9 protein-coding genes and 1 pseudogene are annotated in these 14,933 nt (G+C 43.2%); 5 read left to right on the top strand and 5 right to left on the bottom strand.

What is annotated here, in order from left to right:
- Positions 1 to 97 precede the first annotated feature (97 nt).
- Positions 98 to 1,024 (bottom strand): glucosaminidase domain-containing protein, encoded by a 927-nt coding sequence (locus tag DW182_RS13410; protein WP_044533163.1) that lies wholly within the window; start codon positions 1,022 to 1,024, stop codon positions 98 to 100.
- 98 nt (positions 1,025 to 1,122) lie between these two features.
- Between DW182_RS13410 and cdd the strand changes: the two genes are divergently transcribed.
- On the top strand, positions 1,123 to 1,602 hold the full coding sequence (gene cdd, locus DW182_RS13405) for a cytidine deaminase (RefSeq protein ID WP_044533164.1): 480 nt from the start codon (positions 1,123 to 1,125) through the stop codon (positions 1,600 to 1,602).
- 19 nt (positions 1,603 to 1,621) lie between these two features.
- On the opposite strand, the gene DW182_RS13400 is transcribed toward cdd, so the two are convergent.
- Positions 1,622 to 3,751, bottom strand: a complete 2,130-nt coding sequence (locus tag DW182_RS13400; protein ID WP_118295834.1) for a GAF domain-containing hybrid sensor histidine kinase/response regulator — start codon at positions 3,749 to 3,751, stop codon at positions 1,622 to 1,624.
- A gap of 465 nt (positions 3,752 to 4,216) precedes the next feature.
- Between DW182_RS13400 and DW182_RS13395 the strand changes: the two are divergent.
- From DW182_RS13395 to nudC, 3 genes and pseudogenes are all read left to right on the top strand, one after another.
- Positions 4,217 to 5,812, top strand: a pseudogene (locus DW182_RS13395) (ABC-F family ATP-binding cassette domain-containing protein).
- 171 nt (positions 5,813 to 5,983) lie between these two features.
- On the top strand, positions 5,984 to 6,475 hold the full coding sequence (locus tag DW182_RS13390) for a GNAT family N-acetyltransferase (RefSeq protein WP_115502739.1): 492 nt from the start codon (positions 5,984 to 5,986) through the stop codon (positions 6,473 to 6,475).
- Between the two features lie 71 nt (positions 6,476 to 6,546).
- Positions 6,547 to 7,350: an NAD(+) diphosphatase gene (nudC, locus tag DW182_RS13385; protein WP_007664781.1), complete on the top strand. Its 804-nt coding sequence runs from the start codon at positions 6,547 to 6,549 to the stop codon at positions 7,348 to 7,350.
- Between the two features lie 479 nt (positions 7,351 to 7,829).
- Here nudC and DW182_RS13380 read toward each other — a convergent pair whose 3' ends face one another.
- The 3 genes from DW182_RS13380 to DW182_RS13370 form a co-directional block, all read right to left on the bottom strand.
- A complete protein-coding gene (locus DW182_RS13380; protein ID WP_044534242.1) occupies positions 7,830 to 9,572 on the bottom strand; it encodes a phospho-sugar mutase in 1,743 nt (580 codons plus the stop codon).
- 160 nt (positions 9,573 to 9,732) lie between these two features.
- Positions 9,733 to 11,376: a C69 family dipeptidase gene (locus DW182_RS13375; protein ID WP_118295833.1), complete on the bottom strand. Its 1,644-nt coding sequence runs from the start codon at positions 11,374 to 11,376 to the stop codon at positions 9,733 to 9,735.
- A gap of 148 nt (positions 11,377 to 11,524) precedes the next feature.
- Positions 11,525 to 13,198 (bottom strand): M23 family metallopeptidase, encoded by a 1,674-nt coding sequence (locus DW182_RS13370; RefSeq protein WP_117693362.1) that lies wholly within the window; start codon positions 13,196 to 13,198, stop codon positions 11,525 to 11,527.
- Between the two features lie 501 nt (positions 13,199 to 13,699).
- Here DW182_RS13370 and ald point away from each other — a divergent pair.
- A complete protein-coding gene (gene ald / locus DW182_RS13365; RefSeq protein WP_007664791.1) occupies positions 13,700 to 14,806 on the top strand; it encodes an alanine dehydrogenase in 1,107 nt (368 codons plus the stop codon).
- Positions 14,807 to 14,933: the final 127 nt, after the last annotated feature.

Raw genomic sequence — 14,933 nt, 5'->3', positions numbered from 1 at the left:
GCAAAGATATGGCAGCTAACAACTTATGTCAAGGCGGAAAATAGAATGGTTACGCAAGTAGATTCTATTCCCCTTTTATGCCAATCAGAAATGCCTGTTATCTCAGCCTCAACCTATCTCCCACTTCAGGAATATATTCATCATCTTTCCGGTTCATCTTATACAGGTTCTTCAACCGTATACCGTACTTTTGAGAAATGGTATGCATGGAGTCGCCATCTTTCACGATGTAAACCGTATACCGCTTAGAAGCTTTCTTTTTCTTACCTTTCAAATAAATGATATCACCCGCCTCCAACGTATAATCCTTATGCAGGTCATTGTACTTCACAAGCTTCTTCCAACTGATATCGAACTCCTTGCCCAATAAGCGGAAAGTATCGCCGTCACGAGCTACGACATAGGCTATATCATTAGCTATATATACCTGATGCGGATTAGCCAGCCAGGGTTTCTTCTTCAGTTCTTTCTCCCAATTACGGTTTTCACGATTACTCATACCGCGACTGTCATACTTATAAAGTTCATAATCCTCTATAATCGTTATCAGACGGTTCGCATAAGAGGGATCAGTAGCATATCCGGCTTTCTTCAAACCACGTGCCCAACCTTTATAGTCCGTAACCTTCAAATCGAACAGGAATGCATAACGTGCACCCCGTTTCAGAAAAGCAGAATGATCTTCATAAGAATCTCTGGGATTACTGTAAGCCCGAAAACATTCATTGCGGGCATCGTCATCATGACGCACTGTGCGTCCACGCCAGTTACTACCGCACTTAATACCGAAATGGTTATTACTTTTGCGTGCCAACGCACTTTGTCCGGCACCACTTTCAAGAAGTCCCTGAGCCAGAGTTATACTGGCAGGTATCTTGTGTTCCTTCATTTGTTGTACAGCAAGCGGAGCATACTTCTCTATATATTCCACGTAACGGGCATTCTTGCGCTGCGCCTGAGCGGCAACGGTACAAACCAGAAGTGCCAGGATTGCAGTGAGTCTGATAGCGTTCATTCTATTCATAGCAATATAAGTTGAGGTACAAAAATCTTAAAAAGAATTGGAATTACCAATCTCTTTTCTAACTTTGTAACATTAATTACAATATACATCACTGCCTTATGAAAGATTTGACCTTACAAATTGACATTAAAATATACGATTATAGTGAATTAAGTGATGCCGACCGCCAACTCATAGATTCAGCGCGCGAGGCTACCCGGCGTAGCTATGCCCCCTATTCACACTTTTCAGTAGGCGCCGCTGCCCGATTGGCAGACGATACGGTTGTCACAGGTACCAATCAGGAGAATGCCGCTTACCCGTCGGGGCTTTGTGCCGAACGTACCACTTTATTTTATGCAAACTCCCAATATCCCGATCAGGCAGTAGAAACTCTTGCCATTGCCGCGCGCAATGAACGGGATTTCCTGGATGATCCGATTCCCCCTTGTGGTGCATGCCGCCAGGTAATGCTTGAAACGGAAAAACGCTTCAAGCACCCCATGCGCATTTTACTTTTCGGGAAAAAGGGTATCTATGAGATGAAGAATGTAGGTGCTTTGCTACCTCTGTCATTCGATGCATCTTCCATGGAGTAATCCTTTTGATTTTTGGGGTTTATTTCCCTATCCATTTACTGACCATCCTGCGTAACTCGAGTGGCGAAACAGGTTTGGTCAAAAAGTCATTGCAACCCACATTGAGTGCCAATGCCCTATCATCGTCGTAAGCAAATGCCGTAAGGGCAATGATGGGCACCCGGGCACCGCCTTCCCTTAACATAACGACTGTATCTATTCCGTTCATACCCGGCATCTTCATATCCATAAATATAAGATCAGGAGATTGAGTATTGAAAAGCTCTATAGCCTCATTACCATCATGTGCCCTCAGCAGACGATAATCCTTCCTGAGAAGTGCCTCGATCAATAAATAGTTGCTGTCTATATCCTCGGCCACCAGAATCAGAGGTTTATAATTTCTTGAGATGATCTTTATAACCTGGTCACCACCCTTTGTTACAGTATCCGAGTCCAATGAGGCATCAAGCGTATATGGATGTGTGAACCAGAAACACGAACCTTCTCCCTCACGGGAGTCTACTCCAATCTCTCCTCCCATTCGCTCTACCAAACTCTGGCATATAGACAATCCAAGACCAGCACCTTGCGAAAATGAGTCGAGTTTTACAAAACGATTGAAAATCTCATGCTGCTGTTCAGCAGGAATACCCTTACCGGTATCCGTCACACAGAAACGCACCTGAGTGTCATTTTCCAATCTATAGGAAAGAGTAACCGATCCCTTGATCGTAAATTTCAAGGCATTCGTTACGAAATTAGAGAGTACTTGCATGATTCGGTTCTTGTCGGCATCAATCATTATCTGTGGCGAGCTTTCGTCAAAACGCAGTACAACCGCTTCCTCATGTTTTTTGTGTGAACAAGTGGAAATTACTTCACGACAAAGTCGGGGCAAATCCACCCTTGTTATAATGAGTTCCACCGTACCGGCCTCTATTTTAGAAATATCCAATATGTCAGAAATAAGGTTGAGCAACAGTTCGTTGTTCTCCTCTACTAAAGACATATACGATTCACGCTCATCATCATCGGCTTCGGCAAGCAAGCTTGAGAAGCCCACAATAGCATTCAGAGGAGTACGTATTTCGTGGCTCATATTAGCAAGGAATGCCGATTTTAGCCTATCTGATTCTTCTGCTTTTTCCTTAGCCTGAATCAACTCCAATTCTACCTGCTTACGGGTGGTGATATCAGTAGCCAATTCCATGATTGCCCATCGTCCGTCGAGCCACTTAATCGCCATACTCTGAATGGTATACCAGCGTTCGGTAACGGGATTGTAGTCTTCCCAGAAATGAACACCTGTGAACTTACGGTTGGCATCAAGCAACTGTGGTTTCGGGCAATGCGCACACAAACCGTTCAATCCTGCATTCAGCATTTTCCAGCATTCAGCATTTTCCGAAACCTGTCCGGCTTCTTCGCGGAAAGGTTTGTTTGCAAAGAGTACCTTCTGTGTATCATAATCGCAAACAAAAATATTGGCATTGATGTTATCCAATACTTTTTGCATAGTTCGTTGAGACAATTGCAGAGACGTTTCTACCTGCCAGCGTTTTGTAGCAGTGGATACAATTTGCGATATTTGACTCATTAACTCCACGTCCTTTTCATCCCACTGCTTATTCCAGCAGAAGTTAAATGACAGGAAACCGAAATGCACCCCTAACTGCGACAGAGGAAAAACGGCTATAGCTTTTACGCCTTGTACCTCAAGCATCTGGGTAATAAAGGGGTCGAGCGAATAGATATCGGACGTACAGATGATATGATTCTTTTCAAGCATGTCAAACCACGGCTTTCCCGCTTCAATGGTCATACTCCGCAGATAATCTATGGCCGGCTCGATACCATCGTTGCACCATTCGTTGGTGCAACCGTATGTGACCCCGTCAAGATGGTTTTCCCATGTTGCCAACCGGTCAACACCGGTATAACGGCCTATTTCAGCAAGTGCCATATTCATGGCTGTAGGTATGTCCGGTTCCAGTTGTAATATTTGCAACACTTTTATGAATAATGCCTGCCGCCGGTTGGTTGCTTCCAGATTTTCTTGAATGGCAATCAGGTCCTTAGATTTTTCTTCGACCATTTGTTCAAGCCGGTTACGGTACTGTTCCAGTTCCATGCCGACTCCTTCTTGTTCGGAATCAGTAGATTTCATACGAGATTTATTGAGATAAATTAAATATAATGATTGATTGTTCTCTGACGAGATTACATCCTATATTTTGCAAATATATGGTTTTATTTGGCAAATATGTGGTTTTATTCTACAATTTAAAGAAATCTTCTTAAAAACGGCATTCTACCTTAAAGTCTAATAATCGAAGGCTTATCGAAATACTCATAATATCCCCTTTTGGATAGTAATATTGCAATATCCCAAAGAAATACTTATCTTTGCGCCCACTAACTAATAATTACTACGATGAGAATTTCCAAGTAAAGACAAACATTTCGGTAAACATCACTTTTTACATGCTTTATAATTCAGAACGCTGAGCATCACAAACGTGAATGTTTAGCCAATACTGTGTTTGTCTATTCCCCTCCACAATTGAGATTTTATTGTATCCAAAGCACTTTTGGGCACAGTGTATTCACCTCTTTAAACACAGTATTTACCATGAGTATTATTATCAGAGACCTTAGCTATGTCCATTCCGACAAAGAAATCTTATTCCAACATTTGAACCTCGTTATCAACCCGGGAGACAAAATGGCACTGACCGGAAACAACGGTTGCGGAAAATCCACTTTAATGCGGATTATTGCAGGTGATTTATCTGCTACAACCGGAACGGTCAGCCACCCGGAACATCTCTATTATGTACCTCAACATTTCGGGCAATATGATGACCGAACCATTGCACAGGCTTTAAGAATAGATGGCAAACTGGAAGCCTTGCATGCCATTCTGAACGGAGATGTATCTGAAAAACATTTCACCACACTGAATGATGACTGGAATATTGAAGAACGTGCCCAAGCTACCTTGTCGGCCTAGGGAATGGATGGCATTCCCCTCTCCCGTCTGATAGATGGATTAAGCGGGGGAGAAAAAACACGTATCTTCCTTGCCGGCATGGAATTGCACTCACCTGTTGCTATTCTGCTGGATGAGCCAACCAACCATCTGGATGCAACAGGACGGCAACGGGTATACGATTTCGTACGACGCACTCCGGCCATTGTACTTGTTATCAGCCATGACCGTACCCTACTAAACCAGTTACCTGCCATTTGTGAATTAACCTCTAACGGACTAGCTTTCTATGGCGGCAATTACGATTTCTTTAAGGAACAAAAAGGAATCCAACTGAATGCCCTGCAAGAACAACTGGAAGAAAAGCAAAAAGCCCTGCGGCTTGCCCGGAAAACTGCCCGTGAATTGGCGGAACAAAAGGCAAAACAGAATGTACGGGGTGAAAAGGCTGCCATTAAGAAAGGCATTCCCCGCATTATGATGGGTGCTATGAGAAACAGGGCGGAAGTAAGTACTAATAAACTAAAAAGTGTACATACCGAGAAAGCTGAAAAATTACAGCAGGATATGCAAAACATAAAAAGTAATCTTCCCCTTGCAGATAAATTAAAAACAAATTTCAATGCCTCCACTCTGCATGAAGGTAAGATATTGGCTACTGCAAAAGAAATAAACTTTCAATATCCGGATGCTCCCCAATCCATATGGACAACACCATTAAGCTTTCAGTTACGGAGTGGCGACCGCTTCTATATTGAAGGCAATAACGGCAGTGGTAAATCTACATTGCTAAGGCTGATTTGCGGCGAACTCGCTACCGTCAGCGGAACACTTGATCGCATTGATTTCAGCACTGTTTATCTGGATCAGGAATACTCTCTTATCCATAATGAATATAGTATTCTGGAACAGGCGGACCATTTCAACCATCGTCATCTACCGGAGCATGAACTGAAAACGATTTTGAACCGTTACCTTTTTCCAGTAGCTACATGGAACAAGCCTTGCAAATTGCTTAGTGGTGGAGAAAAGATGCGTCTCTCTTTTTGTTGTCTGATGATTGCAGATAATACCCCGGATGTTTTCATACTGGACGAACCGACCAATAATCTGGATATTGAAAGCATCGAGATTATTACGGCAACCATCCGGGACTATACAGGAACGGTGATTGCCATATCACATGACAAGAAATTCCTGAAAGAAATAAACTGTAAATCATGGATCAGATTATAGAATAACCCGGTCAAGCCCATAAAAAAGAAATGATTCTAAAAGAGAATTTCTAATGAAAGGAAAAAGAAAAGAGTGATAAAGTGGTGAGGTGATAGAGTGATAAATTATCATTTATCAAAATAATCATGTACTTTTGTATTCCGGAATAAGTAACTTAACAGGTTTACAGATATGATACAAATTCGCCCCAGCCAGCTTTCAGATTTAGACTGCCTGATGGAGATATTCAATCATGCCCGCAAATTTATGGCATCTGTAGGAAACGGAAACCAGTGGATCAATGGCTACCCACAACGCGAGTTGATTGCCAAAGAAATCACCGACGGACATTGCTATGCATGTGAAGATGAGCATGGAAAAATCGTCGGCACATTCTGTTTTGTTCCGAGTCCCGATCCCTTTTATGCCATTATCGAAGACGGAGCCTGGTTGAATGATGATTCCTATTATGTGATTCACCGCATCGCCTCCGACGGAAGTTACAAAGGTATCGGCGATATCTGTTTAAACTGGTGCGCCAAGCAACATCCTAATTTACGTGCGGACACACATAAAGACAATATTATCATGCAAAATCTGCTCACAAGAAATGGCTTTATCCGCTGTGGAATCGTGTATGTATCTAATGGTACAGCAAGAATCGCATATCAAAAGATAGTCTGAACAATAATTGCTTTCACATAAATCTGTTATACACAGAATAAATAATCAAAAAACAGAAAAATCATAGAATAATGGAAGATACGGAGAAACAAGAACCTACGCAGTGGTTCGTCTTTTTTAAAGACCAACTGCTGCTGAAAAAGGAAAAAACAGAAAAAGGAGAAATAAAATACAGAGTACCTTACGGTACAGAACTACCGTTGAATCCCGGTACAGGTAGTACGATTCACGAAGTATTTCTACCTACGGATGAAATGGTACGTACATTCGCCATCGAACAACTCGTTGTGGAAACGGAAGAATGGGTTATGGTCAATCTCCGGGGTTCCTATGAATATATCACCTTGGATGAATATAAAGCTGCCGGAAAAGCATATCAGATATTGTATTGGGACCAACACAGCCGTTTTTGTCCTGCATGTGGTATGCCTACGGAACACAAGACACCTATCATGAAGAAGTGCCCTTCGTGTGCCTATGAAATATATCCGCCTATTTCTACAGCTATCATCGTATTGATACGTCGCGGAGAAGAAATCTTACTGGTACATGCCCATAACTTCCGCGGAACATTCTATGGCTTGGTAGCCGGTTTTCTTGAGGTAGGGGAAACTCTGGAACAATGTGTACAACGTGAAGTAATGGAAGAAACCGGATTGCGAGTGAAGAATATCACTTATTTCGGCAACCAGCCCTGGCCCTATCCCAGCGGGCTAATGGTAGGTTTTATTGCCGATTATGAAAGTGGAGAAATCAAGTTGCAAAAAGACGAACTCAGTGCCGGAGCATTCTATTCGAAAGAAAATATGCCGGAAATTCCACGAAAACTGAGCATAGCACGAAAGATGATAGACTGGTGGCTAAGCAATAATTAAAAGACGAAAAACATTCAAATAAAAACAGATTGCGGAGGACATGCATTCAACAAACGAACAACTACGAATGAAACGACTCTCATTCACATCAACCAATTAGCATGCAACCGCAATCTGTATATCTTCTCATCTCCCGGTCATCCGACCTTCATCAAATCATTCTAAATATATCCATCAGAAACAAAAGAGGATAATGGCAATTTATATCAACTGGTGCTTTCACTATTGAAAACGTTCTTACGCCACTAATTGCCAAAATCCCCTTTTACCATCCTGATGGCTATTAACTAAGGTTTAGGTTAGGTTCATACGTTGCATATAAAACGGCATTTAACAGAGAATGATTTCAGAGTTGACTTAAAGAAAGCAAAAGAACCTTAAAGCGGAAAGAATGTCCACGCTAACGGATAAAAAACAGAAAAGGTGCAACCCTTCGCAGGATTACACCTTCCCTTCTGCCTATCAGCAGTTTATCTTTCTCAAATACCGAGTGACTTGCGTACTGCTACCACCTTCTCTTCTGCTTCCGCATCAGCACTGGCATAGCATTTCGGGCAACCCATTTCACCCTTCACCTCAATATAGAACTTAATTTTCGGTTCAGTACCCGACGGACGAACAGAAATCTTTGTACCGTCTTCTGTGAAGTATTGCAGCACATTTGAAGCTTCCGGCATATCCAGTTCACTAACCTTTCCCTGGGCATCAGTAATCTTCAACGTCTTATAATCCTTAATCAGTTTAACAGGTGAACCTCCGATTTCCTTCGGCGGGTTAGCACGGAAATTATCCATCATGGCTTTGATTTCATCTGCACCGCTCTTACCGGGTTTCACTACGTTTACAGTCGTTTCTTTAGAGAAACCATACTCTACGTAGATATCCATCAGCACGTCATACAATGTCTTGCCCTGGTCCTTAGCCCATGCACAGATCTCAGCAAGCAGTGAGCAAGCAGAAACGGCATCTTTATCACGAACAAAGTCTTCTGCCAGGAAGCCATAGCTCTCTTCACCACCACCGATGTATTGCTGCTTACCTTCGCTCAAACGGATTTCACGTGCGATCCACTTAAAACCAGTGTAGCAATCACGCATTTCAATCTTATTCTTATCAGCTACAGCCTTAATCAATTCAGTAGTTACAATGGTCTTCACAATGAAGTCATTCGGCTGCATCTTACCCATTGCAATACGGTTCTTGATGATATAATACAGGAAGATCAGACAAGTCTGGTTACCATTAATAAGTACCCACTCACCCTTATCATCTTTACAAGCCATACCTACACGGTCAGCATCGGGGTCGCTGGCCATTACGATATCAGCATCGATCTTCTTCGCCAAAGCGATAGCCATAGAAAGTGCCTCAGCATTTTCCGGATTTGGAGATACCACTGTCGGGAAATTACCATCCTTCACCATCTGCTCAGGTACACAATTTACATTTTCAAATCCCCATTCTTTCAGAGAGGCAGGAATCAAAACACGACCTGCACCATGCAGCGGAGTATAAACAATGCTGAGATCTTTCTGACGCTTGATCACTTCCGGATCGATAGAAATGGAATGAACCATATCCAGATAGATCTTATCCACATCAGCACCGATAGTCTGAATCAGGTCTTTGTTACCTTTAAACTTAATGTCGGCAACAGTCACCTTATTTACTTCATCGATGATAGCGGTATCGTGCGGAGCAAGTACCTGTGCACCATCATCCCAATAAGCCTTATAACCGTTGTACTCTCTCGGATTGTGGCTTGCAGTGATATTAATACCACTTTGGCAACCGAAGTGACGGATAGCAAAAGAAACTTCCGGTGTAGGACGCAAATCATCGAAGAGATATACTTTGATACCGTTTGCCGAGAAGATATCTGCAGAAATCTGAGCAAACTTGTCGCTGTTGTTGCGGCAGTCATAACCTACCACCACAGAAATCTGCTCTTTATCCTTGAAGCACTTGTTCAGATAGTTAGAAAGTCCCTGTGTAGCAGCACCTACCGTGTAAATATTCATACGATTGGTTCCTGCGCCCATGATGCCGCGCAAACCACCCGTTCCGAATTCCAAATCCTTATAAAAGCAATCTATCAGTTCGGTTTTATCTTCGTTCTCCAACATGCGTTTCACTTCCGCCTGAGTTTCGGCATCGTATGCCGGGGTGAGCCATCTCTGGGCTTTCTCAGTTACCTGTTTGATAAGTTCCTGATTCTCCATATAATTATTGTTATTTTAGAGGTTAAAATATATCTGTTATTTGTAAGACACAAATGTAGGCGAATAAGTTCAAATATCCTACATTTTCATGAAAGATTTACACTGTATTGTACAGATTTCACAGGAGAAATGAAGTTCCTGTGAAATCTGCAACAGGGCATTATTCCGGCATTTTATAGCGGTCACCGGTTTGTTTAACATACTCTTCCAGGAATTCTTTCGGGTATCCGGGACGTATCACACCTGCCGGCTGACCGATGGAATTACGTTCGAACTTACCATCTTTCATACGCTTCACTACACCATCATTGTATTTTACGATAAGGAATTCACCGAGACACTTCCAGGTATCGAGTGTACTTTGGGCGGTCATATTCGTATAGTTAGTCAGGAATGCTTTTGCCTGGGCGGGATCTTTGGCATATAGTTTGGATGCCGCTGATTCAATGCCTTCCTGCGCATCATTGAAAGTAGTTTCCATCTCCGACTGGCTTGCACGTACATCCTCAATCATCAGATCATAGCGAGGATAAACCATATTCGCCACCCAATTGAAAATCCAGAAAGAAGAATTCCAGGAGAAAGTGATATAGTCGGCGCCATCTACGCGTGAGTAGCATACAGGCACTTTATCCGTGCAGCAATATACAGGTGTGAACACCGTCATATTGGCATCATCCGTACCGAACCAAAGTACACCACCGATAGCGTCGGGCATAGAAGAACGCATCTGAGATACAAAAACAAAACCGGATTGCTGGGTAGAAATAGGACGTTCATTAAAATATTCCTGGTCGTTCACCTTGAAAGAAAGTGGAGAAAGACGATAAGGTGTGTGGTAAGGGCCTGCACCGAAATCCTTGCTAATATCCAGCGGAGTACCTTCATAATGGTCGCGCATGGCATTCTTCACATCCTGTACGGAGATTTTGCGGTTTGCTTTCAGATAAAGCGGCATTGGCTGATCGGTTTTACCTTCTATATACGGAAGAAATTCTTCTCCACGGTCGGTAAACATATTGAAATAGCTCCATACACGGGCTTCACAGTAGCGACGTGCACCGAAATCCAGAGGAGCGTATGCATCTGCAAAACTGAAATCCTTATTCACGCCGGTAAAGTAACCTTTTTCGCGGGCAAAAGAAATCACATCGGAAGAATAAAGGCAATTATTCTTGTCGTTCATATCGAACTGATGGATACGGGACTGGTTGGCATGAGCAGAGATGCAATCATCCGGGATACGTACAGCTACCCATACGGCACCACGCACACCAGGGCCTTTACCTATCATTTCCATAATCCAGACCTCATTAGGATCGGCAATAGTGAAAGACTCACCACTGCTGTAATAGCCGTATTCCTGTACAAGATCGGTCATCACCTTAATGGCTTCACGGGCAGTACGGGCACGTTGCAATCCCAGGTAAATCAGACTACCGTAATCAATAATACCGGTAGTATCCACCAATTCCGGACGACCTCCAAAAGTAGTCTCGGCAATGGTAAGCTGGAATTCGTTGATGTTACCAATAACATTGTAAGTCTGGCGAGCTTGCTCTATCCGGCCCAGATATTTGCCGGTATCCCACTCATGCACATCCATCAGAGTGCCTTTCTTATGTACACCGGCAGGATAATGATATAACTCACCGAACAACCCGTAGGAGTCGGCAGAATAAGAAACGATGGTAGAACCGTCTGTAGAGGCATTTTTACCTACAATAAGATTGGTACAAGCCAATGCATTTGCCACGGCTACTACCATACCTAAGACGGAAAGAGTCAGTCTTTTACTTTTCATACTTCAGTTATATTAATTATTAAATCAAATGTCGCATACAAGCAGCTACCTACCAAGTCCGTATCATCTCCGTACCAACTCCGTGTCAAGTCCGTAGTTATAGACACGGAGATGGTACGGAGATGACAAAGTTCAGACACAGGGTTATTTACCAGACAAACTCAAACTTTTCTGTTGTCTGATTCCCGCATCCATCCGTTACAGTCATCTCCACAACATGCTTGCCTCCCTTTTTTACATGATTCGGGTCGAGCTTGCACACCAGATTCCCACTGATAGAATTGGGTTTACCAAACAAGGCATACTTGCCATCTATGGTTCCGCGGTAACTGCTGATACCAGTCTCTTCATCTTTTGCTTTGAATACGATACGCCCTGTACTTCCCCATTGTTTCGGATTAAGCGGAGTAATTTTAGGCGGTACGGTATCAATGGCAACAGTGTAAGTACCCAATTCACGGATAGTAGTTTTCATAAAACCATCTTCATATCTGCCACCGATATTATACTTCTTGCCACGGCTGCTCACACCTGCCACGTAATATTTCGTCGTATCTTCTAACGGACGATGACGCAGTCCGATACTCAATTCGCAACGGCCATGCAGAGGTATGCGTGTATCATTCAACTGATAGGTGAAAGCGATATCCCCACTATCAGCCCGTACAGTATAATTCAGGTATGCGTCGTCATAGAGCATACCTCGGGGGATGATCAGATTCAAGCCAGGTTCTTGCAGAATATTCACCTTATCCCAGCGAAAAACATATTTCTCCCGGTATTCCACAGGTTTTATTTCCGTACGCTTTCCATGTACGGTGAAACGCACTCTTGAAGTGTTTCCCAATGCATCTTTCAGCGTATAAACAAAGTGATAGGGACGTTCTTCATTGATCTCAATCAACCCCCGGTTGCCATTGGGAGCATGCAGCATGCGCAATGTATTTCCAGGCTCGATGAAAGACTTCATATACTGCCCATACGTCCACGAATTTATCATCCGGTTTTCGTTTTCCGAGAAACGGTCTACCACACTACGGAATACTTCCACACTATCTACTTCCAGAATGACAGTATGTACTCCATAACGATTGCTCACTCCGTCCATATAATCATAGGCACGAATAGCTGATCCTATCAGTCCCCAGGCAGTAATCGGCTGTTTGGGATTAAGTGGAAAAGCCTGATGCCTCTGATTTCCTCCCACTACTCCCCTGCCCGGCTGTGGAAAGAGCATAATGCCTTCGGCACGAGGAGCCGTATTGTCTTTCACTTTCTTCTTAAAGAAGGGCAACGGGTCGATATAATCGTCCGTATCCGCCTCAAACACATCCAAGTGCAGGTGTGGACCGAAAGAATAACCGGTGTTACCACTCAGAGCGATAACTTGCCCTGCCTTTACAGGATATTCACCCGGTTCGGGTGTAATCTCCACTTCCCATGACTCCTTTTCATATTGCAAGTCTTCTACCCTACGGGCTACATCGCCCACAAAAGTACTAAGGTGTCGGTTGATGGTTTTATATCCGTTATTATAGGCTACATCAAGCACATAACCCGAACCATGTGTGACACGGATACGCGAAATATATCCTTCGGCCAAGGCATGCACCGGCTTACCGATAGTGCCTCCTGTTTTAAAATCCAGTCCGCCATGAAAGTGATTGGCACGTATTTCACCGAAGTTCCCGGAAAAAGTAATGGGGAAATCGAAAGGCGGAGTAAAGGTAGCATCCTGTGCATGAACAGCGGCAGGAATCTGCACCCCACCGAACAAAAATAAAAAAGATAAATATATAGTAGATTTGGTATATCTATTCATAGGTGTAATCTTTGTTTTTAAACGCAGGCAAAGATAAAAAATATCCCCATCTTTGCCGCAATAAATATCATAATTGTACTTGCATAATTCCCCAAAAGACATATCTTTGCAACGCAAACTATATAATAAACACTTATATAAACATCAATGACCCATACAACTTTCACCTACACATGCCTTGTTTTAGCAATACTTATTGCCATAGGCTTTATAATAATGATTATCACCATACGTCGTTTACACAAGGCACAAAAGCAACTGCAAAAAGAGAATAAAACAGATGACCAGGAAAAAAAATATGACTGGTACAGGCACTAATCATTTCATATTCATACATGAACAACCTCCTGAGCAAAATATTGAAACTCAGCGGGCATCCGATTATTTCAGATTAAAACCTGTATAAAAATACTGTTGTAAAACACCTACTCTCAAAGTACATCGAAACACGGAAATCGCTACATTGCGACATGTTTAACCCCCAATTAAAATTGTAAGGTTATGATTATCGGAGTACCTAAGGAAATCAAAAACAACGAGAACCGTGTAGGAATGACCCCTGCCGGAGTAGCCGAGTTGGTGAAAAGAGGTCATACAGTGTATGTACAGGCGTCTGCCGGTACAAACAGCGGTTTTCCTGATGAAGAGTACACTGCAGTGGGTGCGAAAATGCTGCCAACCATCGAAGCTACGTATGCCGCAGCTGAAATGATTGTAAAGGTGAAAGAACCTATCGCCCCCGAGTACAAACTGATTAAAAAGGGGCAAGTGGTATTTACCTATTTCCACTTCGCCGCCGATAAGATACTTACCGAAGCCATGATAGAGAGCGGTGGCATCTGCATCGCTTACGAAACCGTAGAGAAAGAAGACCACTCTCTCCCATTGCTCACTCCCATGAGTGAAGTAGCCGGACGTATGGCTACACAGGAAGGTGCCCGTTTCCTGGAAAAGCCGCAAGGCGGAAAAGGGAAATTACTGGGTGGTGTACCCGGCGTTCGTCCTGCACGTGTATTAATTCTGGGGGGCGGTGTAGTAGGAACCAATGCTGCACAGATGGCTGCCGGAATGGGTGCGGAAGTACTGATCACCGATATTAATCTGACACGCCTGCGCTACCTTAGCGAAGTGTTACCAAAGAATGTAAAAACTCTATATTCTTCTATGCATAACATCAGGATGGAACTGCCTAACATAGACCTCGTGATTGGTTCCGTACTGATTCCGGGAGATAAAGCTCCACATCTGATTACCAAAGATATGCTGAAGCTGATGAAACCGGGAACCGTTCTCGTGGATGTTGCCATAGATCAGGGCGGATGCTTTGAAACCTCTCATCCTACCACCCACAGTGAACCAACGTATGTAGTGGATGGCATCGTACACTATGCGGTAGCTAATATTCCGGGAGCAGTGCCATTCACTTCAACTATGGCACTGACGAACTCCACACTACCTTATACCGTGGCATTGGCAGACAAAGGCTGGCAAAAAGCATGTAAAGGCGATCCCGCTCTGGCACTAGGACTGAACGTAGTAGAAGGTAAAGTTACTTATAAAGCTGTAGCGGATGTATTCGGACTGGAATATGAACCGATAGAGTGGTAATAGATACGAGCTACAAGTTACGAACTACGAGTGGCTGCGCTATCACGCTGCAAAGTACTTGTAACTTGTAGCTTGTAGCTCATGTAACGTCGGTTGAATTGATTGGCACATTATTTTATGTCCTTTT

It is taken from the genome of Bacteroides sp. AM16-24 (assembly GCF_003471885.1).
GTDB lineage: Bacteria > Bacteroidota > Bacteroidia > Bacteroidales > Bacteroidaceae > Bacteroides.
The sequence above is the reverse complement of the archived record's forward strand: the minus strand, read 5'-3'. Positions and strand labels throughout refer to the sequence as shown.